At 44.8% G+C, this 20226-nt stretch carries 16 protein-coding genes; 1 reads left to right on the top strand and 15 read right to left on the bottom strand.

What is annotated here, in order from left to right:
- Positions 1–4: 4 nt before the first annotated feature.
- Both proB and AR334_RS02975 read right to left on the bottom strand, forming a co-directional pair.
- Positions 5–1117 carry a glutamate 5-kinase gene (gene proB, locus AR334_RS02980; RefSeq protein ID WP_066304727.1) on the bottom strand — a complete coding sequence of 371 codons (1113 nt, stop codon included), beginning with the start codon at positions 1115–1117 and terminating at the stop codon, positions 5–7.
- A 427-nt stretch (positions 1118–1544) separates the two neighbouring features.
- Positions 1545–2861, bottom strand: coding sequence for a hypothetical protein (locus AR334_RS02975; RefSeq protein WP_066304726.1), 1317 nt, complete (start codon positions 2859–2861; stop codon positions 1545–1547).
- A 130-nt stretch (positions 2862–2991) separates the two neighbouring features.
- Here AR334_RS02975 and AR334_RS02970 point away from each other — a divergent pair, with 130 nt between their 5' ends.
- Positions 2992–4230 (top strand): MFS transporter, encoded by a 1239-nt coding sequence (locus AR334_RS02970; protein WP_066304723.1) that lies wholly within the window; start codon positions 2992–2994, stop codon positions 4228–4230.
- A 187-nt stretch (positions 4231–4417) separates the two neighbouring features.
- On the opposite strand, the gene AR334_RS02965 is transcribed toward AR334_RS02970, so the two are convergent.
- The 13 genes from AR334_RS02965 to AR334_RS02905 all read right to left on the bottom strand — a co-directional run bounded on the left by AR334_RS02965 (position 4418) and on the right by AR334_RS02905 (position 20065).
- A complete protein-coding gene (locus AR334_RS02965; RefSeq protein WP_066304721.1) occupies positions 4418–5773 on the bottom strand; it encodes an aspartate aminotransferase family protein in 1356 nt (451 codons plus the stop codon).
- 99 nt (positions 5774–5872) lie between these two features.
- Positions 5873–7339 carry a CoA-acylating methylmalonate-semialdehyde dehydrogenase gene (locus AR334_RS02960; RefSeq protein WP_066304718.1) on the bottom strand — a complete coding sequence of 489 codons (1467 nt, stop codon included), beginning with the start codon at positions 7337–7339 and terminating at the stop codon, positions 5873–5875.
- Positions 7340–7456: 117 nt separating this feature from the next.
- Positions 7457–9067 carry a PucR family transcriptional regulator gene (locus AR334_RS02955; protein WP_066304717.1) on the bottom strand — a complete coding sequence of 537 codons (1611 nt, stop codon included), beginning with the start codon at positions 9065–9067 and terminating at the stop codon, positions 7457–7459.
- Between the two features lie 70 nt (positions 9068–9137).
- Positions 9138–9356: a hypothetical protein gene (locus tag AR334_RS02950; RefSeq protein ID WP_066304715.1), complete on the bottom strand. Its 219-nt coding sequence runs from the start codon at positions 9354–9356 to the stop codon at positions 9138–9140.
- 19 nt (positions 9357–9375) lie between these two features.
- Positions 9376–10851 carry an NCS1 family transporter gene (locus tag AR334_RS02945; protein WP_066304713.1) on the bottom strand — a complete coding sequence of 492 codons (1476 nt, stop codon included), beginning with the start codon at positions 10849–10851 and terminating at the stop codon, positions 9376–9378.
- 145 nt (positions 10852–10996) lie between these two features.
- Complete coding sequence (gene hydA / locus AR334_RS02940) at positions 10997–12415, bottom strand: dihydropyrimidinase (protein ID WP_066304711.1); 1419 nt, start codon at positions 12413–12415, stop codon at positions 10997–10999.
- Between the two features lie 25 nt (positions 12416–12440).
- Positions 12441–13727, bottom strand: a complete 1287-nt coding sequence (gene preA / locus AR334_RS02935) for an NAD-dependent dihydropyrimidine dehydrogenase subunit PreA (RefSeq protein WP_066304709.1) — start codon at positions 13725–13727, stop codon at positions 12441–12443.
- A 14-nt stretch (positions 13728–13741) separates the two neighbouring features.
- Entirely contained in the window at positions 13742–15097 is a 1356-nt protein-coding gene (locus AR334_RS02930; RefSeq protein ID WP_066305230.1) for an NAD(P)-dependent oxidoreductase, read from the bottom strand.
- Between the two features lie 420 nt (positions 15098–15517).
- Complete coding sequence (locus tag AR334_RS02925; RefSeq protein ID WP_066304708.1) at positions 15518–16324, bottom strand: uroporphyrinogen-III synthase; 807 nt, start codon at positions 16322–16324, stop codon at positions 15518–15520.
- Between the two features lie 12 nt (positions 16325–16336).
- A complete protein-coding gene (locus tag AR334_RS02920) occupies positions 16337–17008 on the bottom strand; it encodes an oxidoreductase (RefSeq protein ID WP_066304707.1) in 672 nt (223 codons plus the stop codon).
- Between the two features lie 42 nt (positions 17009–17050).
- Positions 17051–17818, bottom strand: a complete 768-nt coding sequence (locus tag AR334_RS02915) for a cobalamin-binding protein (RefSeq protein WP_066304705.1) — start codon at positions 17816–17818, stop codon at positions 17051–17053.
- Between the two features lie 47 nt (positions 17819–17865).
- Entirely contained in the window at positions 17866–18438 is a 573-nt protein-coding gene (locus tag AR334_RS02910; RefSeq protein ID WP_066304703.1) for a branched-chain amino acid aminotransferase, read from the bottom strand.
- A gap of 94 nt (positions 18439–18532) precedes the next feature.
- Positions 18533–20065 (bottom strand): DHA2 family efflux MFS transporter permease subunit, encoded by a 1533-nt coding sequence (locus tag AR334_RS02905; protein ID WP_066304699.1) that lies wholly within the window; start codon positions 20063–20065, stop codon positions 18533–18535.
- Positions 20066–20226 lie beyond the last annotated feature (161 nt).

Here is a 20226-nt window from a genome sequence, read left to right as displayed (position 1 = left end):
CACCTCACTCCTCTCTTAATTTCACCCAATTATCCCGATGGATCACTTCAGCCCGGTGATTAATCGAATACGCCTTCGATTGTTCACTGGGAAGTCCCTTCACCTTAACCAAATCTTGTGCTGAAAAATAAACCTGTCCTTTGCCAATTGTTTTCCCCTTTTGATTGCGGACCTCGACAACGTCCAAGGCATTAAATTCGCCGATGACATTCGTTACCCCCACTGGGAGCAAACTTTTCCCCTTCTGTACAATCGCCTGCTCCGCACCGTCATCGATTTCAACGACGCCACCAACCTGGGAATGGTAAGCAATCCATTGCTTGCGCATTTGCATCTGTGTTTGGAACGCGCCGCCGATATAGGTGCCATCCCCTTTCCCAGCTAAGATATCTACCAATTTTTCCGGACCTGAACCTCTACCGACAAAGACACTGACACCTAACGATAACGCTTTTTTCGCTGCGAGCAGCTTCGATTTCATGCCGCCGGTTCCGACACTTGACCCACTATCACCGGCAACGGCCAGCAAATCTTCCGAAACCTCAGGGATAAAATGATATTTTTTTGCAGTTGGCGAAACCCTTGGGTTCCCATCGTAAATCCCATTTACATCCGTTAAAATAATCAGCGCATTTGCATGTAAAAATCCGCTTACCAGTGCCGACAGCATGTCATTGTCGCCAAACGTCAATTCCTCGATCGCGACCGAATCATTTTCATTAATAATCGGCAGCACTCCCCGATGCAGCAATTCGGTCATCGCTGAATATAAGTTCTGAAACCGGAGTTTATTGTAAAAATCCTCTCTCGTTAACAGGATTTGTGCTGGAACAATCTCAAATTTTTGAAACAGTTCATTATAATGTTGCATTAGCAACCCTTGGCCAACAGCCGCGGCAGCCTGTTTCCCTGCCACTGTTTTCGGGCGCCCCGGGTAGCCAAGCGCCCCAAAGCCGGCCGCAACCGCTCCGGAGGAAATGAGAATCACATCATGACCTTGTTTTTTCAGTTGCGCGATTGCCTCGACATGGTCCCGCATTTTCTCGGCGGAAATTGCTCCAGACGATGTAGTAAGCGAGCTGCTGCCGATTTTTACAACTACCAATTGTTTCTTCATTTCGACCCCTTCTTTTTTAAAAAATAAAAAACGACTCTCCTGTCCTATACAAAGGACGGAAAAGTCGTTTCCGCGGTACCACCTTATTTGATGCCATGCACCCACTCGATCCCTTAACGCGGGTGACGGCTTATGTTTGCATAAGCAGTTTTAATAGGGCAGGTTCAATCCTCTTTCCATGAGAAACCTTGCAGCCACGGGTTTCACTCTCTGGCATGTTCCAAAAATTTACTAGTCCCTTACTGATTTCTGTTTTAATTTTATTTATTATCTATAGAAAATCGATAAAAGTCAATGGAATTTTTTGAAAATTTCATTTAAAATAAATAATGAGCCAACCGAAAATTTCGGTTAGCTCATTACGTTTTATTGGTTAGCTTATTTACCCCATTTTATTAATAAGGAATTAACTTAACGCAAAAAAATTTTATACTTTGGTTTTAAAAACTGCTTTGATGGTAGATGGTTTAAAAAGGATCAAGGCAGACCCTGTCAAATTCATCACTTTAATAAAATCTTGATAGATGGGCCGATTTACGGCAGATAGTTGAAAAATTCGTTTCACATACCATTGTTGAAAACCTAAACCGAATGGTTTCTTGCCTTTAACCCCTGGGTAACGGAAGTCTTCGCATAAAACCATCGACCAAACCGGGGCCACAATTTTCGCCAATTTCTTTTGTAATTTTTTCAAGCTGCCCGGTATTGAAGCTTCCGAAAAAAATTCTCTAATTGCCAAGGCTTCGACCGCTGCAATACTCATCCCTTGACCGAATACTGGATCGATTCGGCAAATGGAATCACCCGCAACCAAAAGACCTTCCGGAAGCTTGATTTTTTCGAACCGGCGCCATTTGATCTGAGGAACTTTATAAATTTTCGTTTCGGATAGGGAGGTGCCATTTACCAGTTCCTGATAAAGATCAGGCAACGGCAGCTTGGAGGCTTGTTCAATAAAACCTTGCTCACTGCTGACGTCTGCCGGATTCAAGCTATTTAAATAGCCGATTAATGTCACGATATATTTATCGTCTTCGACCATCGAAAGCGTGCCCCCGAGTGTTTGAGAGGGAGCTTCTGGATAAATAAGCTTAATTTTAAAATTCCTTGGTTGCTCCTGTAATTGAAATTGTCTCGTTGCATAGCAAAGGCCTATTTCCACTGTTTCTTCCGGAATGAATCTATCTTGTTTTTCCAACCAGGCCTTCGTAAAAGAGCTCGAGCCGCTCGCATCGATGACGATATTTGCTTTTAGATGTTTTTGTTCGTTATTTTCTAGGATCTCCACTCCGTCTATCACATCTTTATCAGATTGATAGGAATATGCTAGCACTTTGATGCCATATGTATAGTGGATATTTGGAATAAAATTGACTCGTTCCTCTATATAAGATTCCAACAATGGCCTTGTTTGCAGCAGTGTCGTATCGTTCCCTTTAAAACGCATTTTCCAAACACCATGGTGATTCCAGGCCAAATCTCCCGTGGAATTAATTAAAATCGACCCACGTGAAACCATATCTTGTTTAAAACCGGGAAAAAGAATTTCGAGAGCTTGATCACCGGCGTGAAGCAATGCATGAATGTGATTCCCCTGGGTTACTCCCGCTCTGACTGTACTATTTTTACCAGGATTTTGATCCTTCTCCAAGATTTCAACTCTATTAAAATATGGCGAGATTGCGGCGGCAATTAGTTTTCCGGCCATCCCCCCGCCAATGATGATTGCTGTTCGCTGATTCAATTTGCACAAACCCCTTTTATACCGATTTCAGCCATGAATAGTTTATCACATTTTCCAACAGCACAATGATTTAAATAGAATAGGACGAGGTGTGGCAAGGGGATTTTTCTATCGAAAAGGAGAGCATCATATGGATAAAGATAATCTGAAACGATTGTGGCTATATGCCATTATTGGCATGTTAACAACGATTGTTGTATTAGCTTTTGCACGCCTGTCATATGGCATCATTCTCCCGTTTATGAGAGATGGGCTGTCACTTACATATAAAGAGGCGGGTTTTCTGGGTACAACTACGTCATTTGGATATTTAAGCACGTTAATCTTCGCTGGCATTCTTGCATCCAAATGGGGCTCTAAGAAGACGGTTTTACTTGGGATTTCACTTGTTACAGTTGGGTTGGCCGGACTTTCGCTCACATCCGCTTATTCCGTTGCATTTTTATTTATGCTGTTATTGGGAATTGGGACATCCTTCACCTTTACGCCATTTATTTCACTGCTAGTCGGCTGGTTTCCTCAGAAAAAAGGCCTTTTGATTGGGTTGACAACTAGCGGAGCAGGAATTGGGATGCTGTTTTCCGGTATCATCATCCCCTATTTAAACAGTTTAAACAACAACGATGGCTGGAGGCTTGCTTGGGGGATTTATGCTGTCATAGGTTTGATCGTAGTTGTTTTGACATTCATTTTTATAAAAAATCCGCCAAATGAGATACCATCAGACGGGCATTCCCCACGCCCATCAGCAAAAGAAATCTACAAAAATCCAAAAGTGATCAACATTGGCCTCATTTATGGAGTTGTCGGCATTACCTATATAGTTCAGGCCGTATTTATCATGAGCTATATGATTGATTCCGGTGTGGAAGCTAAATTCGCTGGACAGCTAATGGCGTTGAACGGAATACTGTCGATTTTTAGCGGTCCGATTTGGGGATCTATTTCCGATAAGATTGGGCGGAGAACCTCATTAATTTTGACAATGGCGCTGACGATGGTGTCGATGCTTCTACCTGTGGTATTGCCGACTATTATAGGATTTACCCTGCATATTGTATTGCTAGCCAGTACCACTACAGGTCTATTTACCCTGACACAGGCTTCCAGCATGGATTATGTCAAGCCTGCTGACATCCCAATTGCTTTCAGTTATGTGACGTTTTATTTTGCGGTGGGACAGTTGATTGGTCCTGCCATCGCCGGGTGGCTAATCGAGGATTGGGGCGGTTTTAAAACGGCGTTTATTTTCTTAACCATTTGTTTGGCATTGGGCCTCTTGCTAACCCTAAGGGTTAAGAATTCTGAACGGAATCAGCCGGAAACGGCGGGGATTGAGGCTGGATTAAATGAACGTGCCGCACCATAAAGTGAAACTTCAATCAGTGGGGGGTTTTTCCATCCCCCACTGATTGTTAGTTGAACCAATCGGACATTTACGGGCAGTTATCCCCCACCTATACTTCTTCGATTCGTCTAAGTATTAAGGTGGGGGTCTTACTGCCCGTTAATGTGGGGTAAAAGAAACTCGCCGATTGGCGAGTTTTCGTTTTATCCTATTTAATTTTCTCAAGCGATTCTGTCAATGTTTTAATCAGAAACTTCAGGTCATTCTGTTCGATGTTAAGAGGTGGGGATAGTGTCAGCACATTATTGTAGCCGGCGACCGTTGCCCCATTTTTTCCGATAATAACGCCCTGATCCTTACAGTTGGCAATAACTTGATTGACCAGCCCAACATCAAGCGGCTCTTTTGTATCTTTATCCTTCACCAATTCAATACCAATCAACAGGCCCTTGCCGCGGACATTGCCGACATAGGGATGATCCTGAAGTAGGTTGGTCAAGTCATTTAACAGTTGTTCTCCTAATTCTTTCGATCGGTCAAACAGCTTTTCTTTTTCCATGATTTCTAGATTTTTGAGCGCCAAGGCGCAGGCAGCTGGGTTGCCTCCAAAAGTGTTAACGTGACGGAAATAATCGTATTCATCTGTCCCTTTAAACGCTTCATAGATATCCTTACGAACGGCAGTTGCCGATAATGGTAGATAAGCGCTGGTAATCCCTTTAGCCATTGTAATGATATCCGGTTTTACCCCATAATTCATGAAGCCAAATGGTTTTCCGGTCCGTCCGAAGCCGCAAATGACCTCATCGACAATCAACAGGGCACCATGTTTCTCGCAAACCTTTTTGGCAGCCTGCATGTATCCATCAGGAGGAACGAGGATGCCTCCGCCGGTAATAATCGGCTCCATAATCAATGCGGCAATCGTTTCGCTTAGTTCCCATGTCATGGTTCTGTCGAGGTCTCTGACGGACGACAAATCCATGGGGTCTGCTACGTTTGTATCATCGCGGTACGAATCCGGCGGTGGCACATGTACAAAGCCTGGTGCGAGCGGTTCATATTTATATTTACGCTGCGCCTGGCCAGTTGCCGCCAATGACCCAAACCCGTTACCGTGGTAGCCCCGGTAGCGAGAGACGATTTTATAGCGGTTGTGCTCGCCCTTTTGCTGGTGGTACTGGCGGGCAATTTTAAAAGCGGTCTCATTGGCTTCAGATCCGCTGTTGGAGAAAAAGATGACATATTCATCACCTAACATCTCATTTAGCTTTTCCGCTAGTTTAATAGCCGGCACATGGCTCTGAGTAAGCGGGAAATACGCCATCTCTTTCAATTGTTCATAGGCGGCTTCAGCAAGCTCGGTCCTGCCATAGCCGACATTCACACACCAAAGCCCGGCCATCGCATCCAAATAACGGCGGCCATCAACATCGGTAATCCAAGACCCTTCTGCCTTCTCCACCACAATCGTAGCCTGCGGGCTATAAGGCCTCATCGCGTGCCAAATGTACTTATCATCCTTATTAATCAAAGTTTCCTGCGAACGATCTGTCTGAACCATACCTCATCCCTCCAATTCCAATAAATGGGTGTTGGTGCCTGACACCAAATGTCATCTTTTCATTATCCTTATGTGACAATCCCACTGCGTAAGCCTTGCCTAGGCGTCGAAGCGGGAGGTGATCATTTTCTTTCTGGTGTAGAAGTTGACGCCGTCTTTCCCGTTGACGTGCATGTCGCCGTAGAAGGAGTCCTTCCAGCCGGAAAATGGGAAGAAGGCCATGGTGGCCGGGACGCCGACGTTAATGCCGAGCATGCCCGCGTCGGCTTCTTCGCGGAATTGCCGGATTGCCTTGGCGTTGTTTGTATAAATCGTGGCCCCATTTCCGTATCTCGACCTGCGGATATACTCCAAGCCCTCATCCAAGTCCTTCGCTCGCAACAGGCTTAATACCGGGGCGAAAATCTCATCACGGGCGATTGTCATCTCAGGTGTTACGTGATCAAAAATGGTCGGGCCGAGGAAGTTTCCGGCAGGATGGTCATCTATTTCCTTGCGGCCGTCCCGAATCAATTCTGCCCCCTCCGTAATCCCCTTCTCAATGTAGCCAAGAACCTTTTCACGGTGTTCCTTGCGGATTACCGGTGTCAACAGGACTTCCTCGTCCATGCCATTCCCCATAATCAATTCATCTGCTTTTTTTCTTAGCGCTTGCACAAACGGCTTGTTATCACCGACAACCACTACCGCGCTACAAGCCATGCATCGTTGTCCGGCACTGCCAAACGTGGAGCTGATAATATGCTGCACGGCCTTATCCATGTCGGCATCCGGCATCACGATATGATGATTTTTAGCACCCGATAATGCTTGAACCCGTTTTCCTTCTGCGGCAGCCCTTTCGTACACATACTTTGCCACCGGCTGCGAGCCGACAAACGATATAGCGGCAATATCCTTATGCTCAAGAAGGCCATTTACAACATCATGAGCTCCATGAACGATGTTTAGAACGCCCTTTGGAGCCCCTGCCTCAGTAAACAACTCTACCAATCGATTAGCCAAAATCGGCGTCCGCTCAGATGGCTTCAACACGAACGTATTTCCGCAGGCAATCGCAAGCGGGAACATCCATAACGGCACCATCATTGGGAAGTTAAACGGGGTAATTCCTCCAACCACGCCAAGCGGATAACGGAACATTTCCGAATCAATCTCCTCCGCAATTCCGGACAATGTCTCTCCCATCATCAGTGTTGGGGCACCGCAGGCAAATTCCACACACTCAATTCCACGCTGCACCTCTCCGTAAGCTTCTTTGTAAGCCTTCCCATTTTCTTGGACAATCAAGCGAGCTAATTCCTCGTGATTCTCGGTTAATAGCGTGTGATATTTATAGAAAATTCTCGCACGCTTTGGCACAGGAACGTTTTTCCATGATTGAAACGCCTCTTTAGCGGCAGCAACGGCCAGATTCACGTCCTCCTTGGAGCTTACTGGCACCTTCGTCAACAGCTCATCAGTTGCCGGATTTGGGACATCCAACGTCTGACTGCTTAGTGAGTTTACCCACTCTCCATTTATATAATTCTTCAAAACTGCCGTATCACTTTTTGTTATACTCATCTTTAGTCCTCCTTAAACAATGTTTACTATACTCATTATCTCTTATTCTGAAAAATCAATCATTAGACAGAATGTCAAACGCAGACGTCCTGTTCTTAAACAAGTTGACCTCCCGCCCTACTTGGCCTGCCCTATTTTCCCGGGCTGTGAAGCCGCTAAATAATCATGTACAAGCAGCATGAATTCAATCGCCACCCGCTTTTCCCGCTCCATGAAATCCTCGCCTAGGAGGTTTTCAAGCTTCTGCAGCCGATGGTAAAGCGTCTGCCTGACAATGAAAAGCTTATTGGAGGTCTCCTGCTTTGATCCGTTGCATTCCAAATAGGCCTTTAACGTCTCCAGTAGCTTGGCATTGTATTTTTTGTCATATTGAATGACAGGCTGGAGGTACTCAGCCGCCAGCTCCTGTAGGTCGGTATGCTTGCTGAGCTGGGAGATCAACCGGTACAAATGCAAATCCTCATAAAAATAATGGCTTTGCTTTTGAGTCATTTTTTGCTGAATCTTTAACGTTTCTTTCGCCGTCAGATAGCTTTTATGTACATCGCACAAAGATTCTGAAAACTTTCCGGCAGCAATAATAAATTTGGCTGATCCCTGTTTGCGGATAAATTCAGACTCTTCAAGCGAAACGATGGCCTTCTTGATGCGCTCCTTCAGATTCCTCTTGGCCCGATTGTTCAATAAAATAAACGTTAACTCATTTCTTTTTTCTACAAAAAATACCGTAAACCCATTTTGCTCAAATACAGAACGAAACAAAAGCTTGAGATAAGTGACGTCGGAAATCGATTTTTCTTTTACAGGAATCAGCTTCGTGATCAGCACCGCTGCCTCATTCCCTTTTGCCTTGCACCCATTTTCAGTTAAATAATCGTAAATATCTTCAAGGGAATGATCCCCGGCAAGCCAGCCCTGCAGCCATTCAAACTCCTCCGCCCGCTTTTTTTCCTCAACATATAACTCTCTTAGCAAATGCTGGGCAAGAGCGGTGGCCGTGCGGTCCAATATCAATAAATCAAATTCACTGATCGGGATATCCGGGGAATAGATGCTTAATTCAGCAAATTCCTGGCCGAATAAAAATATCGGTGCCACAGCAATATGTTCATTGCCTTGCTTTTTTGCCAGCTGCTCTAGGATTTCTGCTTGGTTGCTGCTATGAATATCCGGCACAAATTCGTATTCCCCATTTTTTAGCCGGAAAATGACCTGGACATCTAATGCGGAAAAAATAAACTGGAGGATTTCCTCATGGCTTTCAATCGTTAACAGCCGTTTATTTAAGCTCTGCGAATAATTCTCCAAATCGGAAATCTTTTGGTATTGTTGGTTGATGATCACCGAATGAATGTCCTGGGTGATTTCGACAAATGGTACCTCCTGTTGAAAAATAATAATCGGGAACTGCTGGTTATTTGCTAATTCCAACACTTCATCGGGAATGTCCGTAATATAGGTTCCCAGTTCGATACACAACCCTGCAGCATTATTCTCAATAAATTCTTTAACCATCGAAACAAACTGGTTCGGATTATCCTTCCAGGCTACACCGGTGGACAAAATGAGTTCCTGTCCTTTTAAGAGATTACGGATGCTGGTAACCTCTACGACATGGACCCATTTGACCACGCGGGAAAGCCCATCATGACCGGCAATGACAGCGGCATGATCAAAGTGTTTTCTTTTTAAAATATCGAGGACTTTCAATTGAAATTGTTCCTTCATGATTTATCTCCTTATCGTGCTACAGGAAAAAGGATTGGCTTTTGCAGGTCCAATCCTTTTTCCTTTGCCACTACAATAATCCTTGATTCTGTTTGATTAATAGACTGGAGAAATATTTGCGGGCATTGGCATTTCCAATCTGCAATGTTTCGATTACGTTACCGTTCGGATGGACGAAATCCACCGTGGCACCATCCAAATGCTCCCTGACACCCGAGATTCGGTATCCCTTTTGAATCAAAAAATCAATTTTATCCCGTTCCTCAAGGAAATGTTGATATTCTGACATTTCACCACCTCCAATTTGCTTAATATAAATCCAGATTTTCCGGAAGTTCTTGGACAGCAGGTTCAAGCAATGGTTCTTCATCAATTACCCAATCACGCCCCACCGATATTCCCAAATATTTTTCATCATCTGGGTCTTCGAGTTCTGCTTGGCGATACAGATTGAACCACCAGTACTTTGCCAGTACATAATACACACCGGCGCCGATGAGGAAGCCAACCAAGAATCCATATTCCGGCACAAAGTAAGACGCTATTCCGCCGATAATCCAGGCGATGAACCCGGCAACATTTACACCGCCCAAGTATTTAAATTGGCCATGATCCTCATATAGTTCCGGAACATTTACTCGCCGCTTGCGGTTCAAGTAATAATCGGCAAACAGGATGCCGACAATGGCTGACAGGATCCCGCCGACAAACAATAGGAATGGAATAATGACACCAAATAGCTTCCAAGGCTGGACAACCGAACCGACAATGCCGGCTGTAATGACACCGGCCCAGAATGGGAACTTAGGTCCGCCAACGTTTGAGAAAATCGTCGCTGCTGGGACCACATTCGCAGCCGTATTCGTAGACCACTGTGCCAACACAACCATTAACAGCAAAATAGCTAGGATAAAGCCGCCGGCAGCCTCCTGCAAGGCAACAACAGGGTCATAGTTCAACACGGCAATATAAGAAACCGCACCGATAATGATCATAAACGTCTGTGTCAACGGCATGGCGACCAGGTTACCAATCAGCGAGCCTTTATTCCGTTTAAACCAATTTTTCTCATTTGCAGGTGCCTTAATGAACCGGGATATAGACGGAATATCGGCACTTAATGTTGCCCAGAAGCCCATATTGGAAAAAATGACGACTAAAAATGCAGTAAACGCTGCACCACCGGTTACAGGCGATTCCACCCAGCTCCATACATCCCTGCCCGCAGCGGCTGCCTCGTCTGACAATGAAACATACATCCATAAGGCGATAATGAGAATCACCGGTGCAGCCAGATCCGCAAACCGTTCAATGGATTTAATCCCGAGCGCGGTATTCACCAATTGAACAATCGCAAAAATCAAAAAGCAAGCAAACCAATTATCAAAGCCAAATAAAATATTTAAGATACCATTCATTGCCGTTGCCCCAAAATAGGTATTAATGCCAAACCACATAGAGGCTGTTACGCCGCGGGTAACGGATGGGATATGGGTTCCAATCGTCCCGAAAGGTGCCCTCATATAGACAGGAAATGACAAACCGTGTTCAATTCCGATATCGGCAATCAATGAGATGAAAAACCCAATGGCCAGACTTCCGATGACAGTGGCCAGGATCACCCACGGCAATGATATGGTCATAACACCTGATCCGCCGATGGCAAAGGTGGCAAGCACGACGACCATGCCCACCCACATAAACGAAAAACCCAGATTGGTAATTTTTCGGTCTTTCTGATGGATGGGCAGTAAATCCGGTGATTTTAAATGGCTTTTTTTCATATGAACACTCCGTTTCGGTTAAATTTTTTCAAATCCAAGATTCAAAACAACCGACATCAACGTTCACATCATGGGCAGTCGCCGGGAAAACCCGACAACTTGTAGGAGTGGTCTATTGAAGAAACATGGGTGTTATTTATTTTTATTAGATTGATAGGGTTTGATCTTGATTAATCTGAGTATTCATGCTATATTTTGCCCGTTTCAAATATTGTCCCGAACCAGGCTTGCCGACAAATTGCTTGTCACGGACGACATATTCGCCGCGAACCAGCACGGAAACAGGCTCACCTGTTACCTTCATGCCTTCAAAGGCATTGTAATCGACGGCCATATGGTGCGTTTCCGCGGAAATCACCCGTTCCACATTCGGGTCAAAAATAACCAGGTCGGCATCGGCGCCAACGGCGATCGTTCCTTTTTTCGGGAATAGGCCGAACAGCTTGGCAATTCGCGTCGATGTGATATCCACAAATTGATTGAGACTAATCCGCCCCTTCTTTACCCCCTCAGAGAATAAAATCGTCAATCGGTCCTCAATGATCGGGCCGCCATTCGGGATTTTCGTGAAATCTCCTTGGCCCAAATCCTTCTGGCCTTTAAAATCAAACGAACATTGGTCAGAACCAAGTGTTTGCAGCTGGCCGCTCTTCAACGCGTTCCAAAGTGCCTCCTGGTTCCATTTTTCGCGGAGCGGCGGTGACCAGACATATTTTGCTCCTTCAAAATTCGGTTTCCCCAAATAGCTTTGATCAAGCACTAAGTATTGCGGACAGGTCTCGCCCCAGACATCGTACCCCTTTGCCCTGGCCTCGACGATCTTTTCCGCCGCATCGGCACAGGAAACATGAACAACATATAATTGCGAGTTTGCAAGTCCGGTAAATCTGGCAGCACGTCCTGTTGCTTCCCCCTCCAATTCAGGCGGTCTTGTCAACGCATGGTAAATCGGATCCGTTTTTCCTTCAGCCAGTGCCTTTTTCGTTAAATAATCAATGACATCGCCGTTTTCGGCATGAACCATGACCAAAGCCCCGAGTTCCTTGGCCGTAACAAGTGTTTTAAATAGCGTTTCATCATCGGCTTGAAACACATTTTTATAGGCCATGAACACCTTAAATGAGGTAATCCCCTCTTCACCAATCACCTCCGGTAATTCGCCTAGTACTCTATCATTAATTTCACTGATCATCAGGTGAAAGCTATAGTCAATGACGGCTTTATCCTTCGATTTGTTATGCCACGTTTGGATCGCGTTTTTCAGCGGTTCCCCCTTGTTGGTTAAGCAGAAATCAATAATGGTCGTGGTTCCACCAAACGCCGCGGCAATCGTTCCTGATTCAAAATCATCCTTGGTGACTGTGCCGCCAAACGGCATATCGAGATGGGTGTGCGGGTCAATGCCCCCTGGAAAAACCAGACAACCTTTTGCGTCAATCACTTCTGCTCCAAGGGCAGACAGGTTCGCGCCAATTTGCGTGATTTTTCCGTCTTCAATTAAAATTTCGCCTTGAAACGTGTCTGTTGCGGTAACGATGGTTCCGTTTTTAATAATTTTCTTCATCCTTTAGTTCCTCCATTCTTTTACATTACTTGGAAACATCTATTTTGCATTGTACAGAGGCGTTTAACGCAGCCTGGCGTTCGTTCCAGGTCATCGGCGGCAGTTCGTTAGGCAGTTCAACCATGTCAATCGCACCGTCAACTGGGCAGACAATCGAGCAAAGGTTGCAGCCTACGCAGTCTTCTTCGCGGACCTTTAGATAGCTTTTTCCTGATGCATCGCTCAAAATATCGATACATTGATGTGACGTATCTTCGCAGGCAATATGGCATTTATTGCAGTTGATGCAAACATCTGTATTAATTCTTGCAACAATGTTGTAATTGAGGTCTAGATCGCCCCAGTCCGAGTATTTAGGGACTGATTTGCCAATGATGTCAGTAACAGCTGCAATTCCCTTGCTATCAAGATAGTTGCTAAGTCCTTCAATCATATCTTCGACAATCCGGAAACCGTGGTGCATGGCGGCTGTACAAACCTGGACACCGGTTGCTCCCATCAGCATAAATTCAACAGCATCTTGCCAATTCGAAATGCCGCCGATTCCGGAAATTGGCACATTGATATGCGGACTTCTGGCGCACTCGGCTACCATATTCAAAGCAATCGGCTTGACTGCCGGGCCGCAATAGCCGCCGTGTGCGCCTTTACCGGCCACATGCGGTATCGTGTTCCAGGAATCAAGGTCGACTCCCATCAGGCTGTTGATCGTATTAATCATACTGATGGCATCCGCCCCTCCCTTGCATGCTGCCTCGGCGGTTGCGGTAATATCGGTAATGTTTGGCGTCAGTTTAACAATCACCGGTGTTTTCGCGACTTCTTTCACCCAATAGGTTTGTTTTTCTACTAGTGCAGGCACCTGGCCGGAAGCAGACCCCATCCCGCGCTCAGCCATCCCGTGCGGGCAGCCGAAGTTTAATTCAAGACCATCGACGCCGACATCCTCAATGCGCTTGACAATTTCATGCCATTTATCCTGTTGTGGCTCAACCATCAGTGAGGCAATAATTGCGTGATTGGGAAACTTCTTTTTCGTTTCGTAGATTTCTTTTAAATTCACGTCCAACGGCCGGTCGGTTATCAATTCAATATTGTTAAAACCGGCTACCCGCTGCCCGTTGAAGTTGATTGCGGCGAATCGGGACGTTACGTTTAAAATTGGATCTCCTAGTGTTTTCCATACGGCCCCACCCCAGCCAGCTTCAAATGCCCTCTGGACTTGGTAGCCGGAATTCGTCGGTGGCGCAGACGCCAGCCAGAATGGATTGGGTGACTTGATTCCTGCCAAATTAATGCTTAAATCAGCCATCTCGTTTCCCCCTTTTAATTGACCGTTTCAACTGCAGTAAATTGTTTATGAATCGCGAAGGCAACGTCTTTTCCCTGCTGGGCCGCCGTCACGACCATCGCTTCCCCTTTTCCTTTGCCAAAAATCACATCGCCACAGGCGAAAATATTTGGATTGGAGGTTTGAAGTGTTTTGGGGTCAACTCTGACGACACCCCCGTCATGGTCAAGACCTAATTGCTCGATTAAGCTGAAATGCCTTGTTTGTCCGATCGCCTTTATCACGGCATCTACCGGAATCACATGCTCTGACCCTTCTAGGGGTACAGGACGGCGGCGGCCATCATCTTCCTGTTCGCCAAGCTTCATCTTTATGCACTGTATTCCGATAACCTTGCCGTTTTCATCGCCGATAATCTGCTTTGGCGCGGTCAACCAGCGAAACTCAACGCCATCCTGCTTGGCAAATTCATACTCAAAGTCATAGGCCGTCATTTCATCGGCAGTTCTACGGTATAAAATTTTGACGTTCTCCGCACCCAATCGGACTGAACAGGTCGCTCCGTCTATCGCGGTGTTACCGGCACCGATGACGACCACCTTTTTGCCGATAAAATCCTCAGTGATCCCGCCATCCTTTGTCGACTTTACAAATTCTATTGCATCATAGACACCATCAAGGTTTTCTCCGTCAATACCGAGGCTTGGGACATGACCCATCCCAGCGGCAAGCACGACCGTGTCAAACCCCTCCAGTAAATCTTTAACTGAAAGATCCTTGCCAACAATGGTGTTAGTTTTGATGGTGACATTTAATTTTTCTACCTGCTGGACTTCCCAGAACGAAATTCGCTGAGGCAAGCGGAATGAAACGATTCCATACGTGTTTAATCCGCCGGCCTTATCGGCAGCTTCAAAAATGGTAACGGCATAGCCGAATCGTGCCAGCTCGCGGGCTGCAGATAATCCGGCAGGGCCACCGCCGATAACGGCAACTGTCCGGCCATTGGATTCTTCAGGCTCAAAAAGGGTTTTGTCATTGTGGATGGCCCAATCTGTTGCAAAACGCTGCAGATTGCCAATCATAATTGGTTTTGTGGAATGATTAAGCACGCAAGCTCCTTCACAGAGCTCTTCTGTTGGGCAAACCCGCGCACAGCTTGCTCCGACCGGGTTTGAAGACATAATGGTTTTTGCTGAACCGAGTAGATTCCCTGAGGCGATTTTTTTAATAAATGTTGGGATATCAATGCCTGTCGGACAGGCTTTAATACACGGGGCATCATAACAATAGAGGCAGCGATTGGATTCCTCTATCGCTTCTTGCGTTGTCAGTCCGGGTTCTACCTCTTGGAAGTTCCGTTCAAGATTTGTCAGGGAAATCCGTTGCATTTTTTCAACAGCCAATGAAAAACCCTCCTTTTATTTAAAGTCCTTCTAATTGAAAGCGCTTTATTAACTCCGTCTATTTAATTAATCCTATCATCCCCAGTCTCATTTTTACAGAAAATTCTGCATTCTATATCTATTTTACTGATTGTGTTTAGGTATTACACCTTACATTTTGTCAAATACTCAATCTAGCCAATTATTCAATATGTAAAAAGCACCTGCTAATGTAATGACACGTACCGTTTTCTGAATACTTTTCCAATTTACCATACCCTACCTGAAAAATTTGTAAAAATTCATCGAGATGATAAATTGTTTGACAGACTATTTATTTAGTTAATAGGGACTTGTTATAAGGAACAGGGATAAAACTTATCGACAAAAAAACAGTGTTTCTTTTTTTAGAAACACTGTTTTAATTCAGCTCTTATAATATTGAGCCAATTCGATGATCATGGCGCCCATTCTTTCATGTTGTGGGACGACCATCCGCTTAACGCCCTCTTCGCTTAGTGCCTCTGCTGTTACCTTCCCAACCGCGGCGGCCAAAACATGTTTATTAAAACAGACAATAATTTCTGGATAGATGGAATGTTGCCTTGCGTAATCAAATAGGGAGCGTACCTGAACGGCTGTCGTAAAACATACAGCATCACATTCTTTACCCAGTATTTCCTTGACTAACGTTTCAACAGATTTGTCTTCTGGGGGAATATGCTGATAAGGCAGGATCTTTTGAACCTCCGCCCCGCGTGATTCAAAAAACCTTATTAAGGCCGGCGCCGTTTCTCCATGCAGCTGGATCATGACTCTTTTTCCGGAAAAGTTTACATCCTGAAGGGCTTGGGCAAGACCTTTGGTTGTCCCGTCTTCGGCAACTGCTACAGGTGTGAGCCCCAGTTTCTTTAGCGCCGCGACAGTTTTGTAACCGCGGCAAGCAATCTTTGCCCCATGAAGCCTTGTTAAAAATGCCTCTTCCAAAGCTAGCTTTCCCGCCAGTTCCACAAGGGTTTCGGTACCGATTCCCGTTGTAAGTATCACCCAATCGGCATCTGCTTCAACGAATTGAATGATGTCTGGCCCCACTTCTTTCTCCGCTAAAAAAACAGTACCCTGAAGCGGGCGGACCAGCGGTATTCCGCCTTGTTTTTCAATTAATGCGCACATTTCTTCTGTTTTGCGGGAGCCGCATATCACTACTTTCTTGCCTGATAGACCTTTTTCCATTTGCAATCCCTCCTACAAATTTCTCGCAGCCATTTTTTCTATTTCATTGGAAGGGTAGATATTGATTCCTGTTTCCTCGGATTGAGCAGCTGCTACCATCGCTTTAGCCACTGTCTTCGCCTCGATTGCTTTATAGGGGGTGAGTGGACCGATCATTAACGCATTCAAAACACCGCTGAATTTGGCCGCGATTTCTTCCCCCAATCGGTGCTCGCCCCGGTCTCCCAAGAGCAATGACGGTCGGAAAATATGAAGTGCCGGAATGGTTAATTCTTTCAGCCCGGCCTCGATATCCCCTTTCACTTGATTATAGAAAAACAGGGATTTCGGATTGGCGCCCATCGCGGTAATGATTAAAAACTTTTCTGCTCCTTGTTTTGCTGCCATTTTTGCCGCCTCGAGCGGGTACTGGAAATCCACCTTGCGAAAGGCTTCCTTCGTTTTTGCTTTTTTAATTGTGGTACCTAAGCAGCAGAACACATCGGACACTCTGAATAGTTCTGAATAAGATTCCAGTCGATCGAGATCAACGGAATGGACCTCACAGACCGGGTCAATGGGTTCAATGGGTCTCCTTACTAATAAATGAATTTTCTCGTATGTTTTTTGGTCGACAAGAACTTTTAGCAATTCTTGACCGACCATACCGGTTGCTCCCAGCACGAGCGCTGTTTTCTTTTTCATACAGAATCCCTCTCAATCTTTTACATGCCCGCTGCTAATCCATTATTCATGTATTAACTGGTATAGCTTTTCCAACCCATCTAGCAATCTAGGAGATGGCCGGCAATATAGTTCCTCTTCCAATACGAGAATTCGATCATCGCTCGGGTAGCCTAACTGATCATAGCCCAGACGTTTGGTAACTGCACTTTTTTGCACTTTATTCTTCCTGACACCAACCCAGGCAAGGCAAATATAGTCGGGTTGCCGTCGCAGTACATCTTCCCAATCCGTCTGTACGCTGGCCAAGTCCACATCAGCAAAAACATTGACAGCTCCAGCAGCCTCCGATATTTCTGTTAGCCAGTTTATTTTTCCCGGGGTAAAAATTGGCTTTGGCCACCATTCCCAGTACAATTTTGGGAGATGATCCATCTTTTTGGAAAGATCTTTTACCCTCTCGAGCCGCGAACGAAATTCCTGGGCAGCCTTCAAGCCGCTTCCCGGAACACCAAGTACCTCGGCTGTCCTAATTAAATCCTGCTCAATATCCTTTAATGATTGCGGATTTAACACAATATGGGGAATCCCGCGTTCTTGCAAAGCCTCCACGTTTTTCTCCATCCCCGGAACACTTAAGGAAGCAAGAACGATATCGGGATTCAATTGCTCAACCAAATCCATCTTGATTGATAAATCCGGGCCGAGCTTCGGCAAGTCCCTAATTTCGATCGGCCAGTCCGAAAAATCATCAACCCCGACCAATAAGTGGGTAAGGCCAAGATACTCAACAATTTCGGTATTGCTCGGGCATAATGAAATAACTCGCACAGACTCCCCTCCTTCATAACCTACAGTATATTATTGGCGACCCCAAGTTAAATGTCCTCTTCCTCCATGCTTTCCATCAGTTTAAACAAGAATTGATAAACGAGCTGGTATCCTTCACCAATGCTCATGTTTTCATCGAAGCCTTCCTTTGAATTTAACGCAAAGTTTAAATCCCAAAGACCCTCTTGGCCGTTAAACAATAAATCAAACTTCGAACTTTCACTATGTAGATGGTTATTTAAAAACTGCTGCAGCTTTTTATCATATTTCTTTTGCAGCTTTATTCCGAGCATGACATCGTATGTGCCAAAAACATCATCGGCCTCGATTGATACCGATTCAGCTCGAACAACATCAAACCATTTGGATTCCAAGTAGATGAATTCATTTTTGTGCTTTTTCAGGAAAACAAGCGGCTGGGTTAAAAATGACGCCGATTCAGTGCGAATTAGATTTTCTGTTTCTTTATCGCAGCGTTCGATGTATGCGTCTTCGAACCGAAGACTTGCTTCTTTTTCGATTAATGGCGTATCTGCCAAACCATGCTTTTCCGCATATTCTTTTTCCTCTTTAAAAATGGCTTCACCTGACATATATTGCTTGATCTGATCCTTTAACATCGTATTCCTCCATTACCAGTTTCATCTATATATTGAGCGATTTTCATGAAAATAGCAAATAGAGGCGGCCCGATTTGGACCACCTCTACGGTGATTAATTACCCGCTAATTTCGGAGCGATTTTTTTTTCGCCTGTAGGCTTATATTCCCCAGGATCTTCTGCTTGTTTTGCGCGTTTAATAAAGATGGAAAGAACGATTGCGACAGCCGCAATACATGTTGCAATTAAGAATGAATAGTTAATTCCATCCAACATAGCTTTAGCCATAATTTCCTGTTTCATTTGTGCAATGACCTCTGGAGTAGGCTGCTGAGTAAGATTTTTCATGGCTTCGTCGCCAAGCTCTTTTGCTCTTGTCTCAGTATGGTTTGACATGATTGTTACCAAAAGAGCCGTACCGATTGCACCGGCCACCTGGTTTAGCGTGTTGTTCATCGCAGTGCCGTGTGGATAAAAGCGCGCTGGCAACTGGTTAAGTCCATTTGTCGAAACTGGCATCATGACCATCGACATACCAAACATCCGAATCGCATGGAGGATCATTAAGTACGTATATGATGTCTCAAAGGTTAATTGGCTGAAAAAGTAAGTTGTTACCGTCATAATGGTCAAGCCAGCAAGTGCCAGCGGACGGCCACCAATTTTATCAAACAATTTTCCAGTGATAGGTGACATAAAAGCCATGACCAGCGCACCTGGAAGCAGCATTAAACCAGCATCCATCGGCGTAATTCCTCTAAGGGTCTGAACATAAATCGGCAACAGCAACATCCCGGAAAACATCGCCATGTTGACAACCATCGTAATCGCTGAAGCTAAAGCAAACATCGGATACTTATAAATTCGGAAATTTAACAATGGCTGATTTTGTTTTAAGGAACGCAGGATAAAGGTCACTAATGAAATGACACCGACACCAATGGTTCCATAGACTAGAGGGCTGTCCCAGCCTTTACTTCCTGCAGAACTAAAGCCGTAAAGAATGCCGCCAAAACCTATACTTGATAATAACAATGATAGCACGTCAAGACGAATATTTACTTTTTCCTTCTTATCTTTTAATAAGAAAAATCCGATTAAGATAACAACAATGGCAATTGGTGTAACAAAGTGGAATAGCATTCTCCAATCGTAGTGTTCAATAATCCAGCCTGAAAGTGTTGGGCCGATCGCCGGTGCTGCCATTAAAATCAACCCGAATACACCCATCGCCGCTCCCCTCCTTTCAATCGGGAAGCTGACAAGCATAACATTCATTAATAAAGGCATTAAGATAGCTGAACCCGCAGCCTGGATCATTCTTCCTGCTAACAATAACGGAAAAGCGTGAGCAAATCCGGCGAGAATTGTTCCAGCCGCAAACATGCCCATTGAAAATAGAAATAAGTTCCGAACTGAATACTTCTGGATTAAATAGGCAGTGGATGGAATCAAAATCCCGTTAACCAACATAAAACCGGTGGACATCCATTGGACTGTCGCCGCATCCACATCCAAATCCTTCATAATCGAAGGCAAAGCAATATTTAGTAATGTATTATTTAAAAATGCAATAAATGCGCCGATCATTAGGACAGCAATAATTCCATATGGTGGACGGTCAGTATGTTTAACTGATTTCTCCATAGTGTTTCCCCCTCTAAACTAATTGTTCATTTTTTTATACCCTTGTTTCATACTTACATATATTATACTCTCAGTTCATTTTTTGCAATAAAAAAATCTTGCATATTTTATAGGTTTGTCAGGACAAAAAAAATAAGGTACTATAATTTTATACTCGTAGT

The sequence above is a fragment of the Bacillus sp. FJAT-29814 genome (assembly GCF_001510715.1).
Classification (GTDB): domain Bacteria; phylum Bacillota; class Bacilli; order Bacillales; family Cytobacillaceae; genus Neobacillus.
This window is presented reverse-complemented; position numbering and strand designations above follow the sequence as displayed.

Excerpts from the sequence above, each read along its gene's own strand:
- proB (WP_066304727.1), bottom strand. The coding sequence starts at position 1,117 with ATGAAGAAACAATTGGTAGTTGTAAAAATCGGCAGCAGCTCGCTTACT.
- AR334_RS02970 (WP_066304723.1), top strand. The coding sequence starts at position 2,992 with ATGGATAAAGATAATCTGAAACGATTGTGGCTATATGCCATTATTGGC.
- AR334_RS02965 (WP_066304721.1), bottom strand. The coding sequence starts at position 5,773 with ATGGTTCAGACAGATCGTTCGCAGGAAACTTTGATTAATAAGGATGAT.
- AR334_RS02960 (WP_066304718.1), bottom strand. The coding sequence starts at position 7,339 with ATGAGTATAACAAAAAGTGATACGGCAGTTTTGAAGAATTATATAAAT.
- AR334_RS02955 (WP_066304717.1), bottom strand. The coding sequence starts at position 9,067 with ATGAAGGAACAATTTCAATTGAAAGTCCTCGATATTTTAAAAAGAAAA.
- AR334_RS02950 (WP_066304715.1), bottom strand. The coding sequence starts at position 9,356 with ATGTCAGAATATCAACATTTCCTTGAGGAACGGGATAAAATTGATTTT.
- AR334_RS02945 (WP_066304713.1), bottom strand. The coding sequence starts at position 10,851 with ATGAAAAAAAGCCATTTAAAATCACCGGATTTACTGCCCATCCATCAG.
- hydA (WP_066304711.1), bottom strand. The coding sequence starts at position 12,415 with ATGAAGAAAATTATTAAAAACGGAACCATCGTTACCGCAACAGACACG.
- preA (WP_066304709.1), bottom strand. The coding sequence starts at position 13,727 with ATGGCTGATTTAAGCATTAATTTGGCAGGAATCAAGTCACCCAATCCA.
- AR334_RS02930 (WP_066305230.1), bottom strand. The coding sequence starts at position 15,097 with ATGCAACGGATTTCCCTGACAAATCTTGAACGGAACTTCCAAGAGGTA.
- AR334_RS02925 (WP_066304708.1), bottom strand. The coding sequence starts at position 16,324 with ATGGAAAAAGGTCTATCAGGCAAGAAAGTAGTGATATGCGGCTCCCGC.
- AR334_RS02920 (WP_066304707.1), bottom strand. The coding sequence starts at position 17,008 with ATGAAAAAGAAAACAGCGCTCGTGCTGGGAGCAACCGGTATGGTCGGT.
- AR334_RS02910 (WP_066304703.1), bottom strand. The coding sequence starts at position 18,438 with ATGTTAAAGGATCAGATCAAGCAATATATGTCAGGTGAAGCCATTTTT.
- AR334_RS02905 (WP_066304699.1), bottom strand. The coding sequence starts at position 20,065 with ATGGAGAAATCAGTTAAACATACTGACCGTCCACCATATGGAATTATT.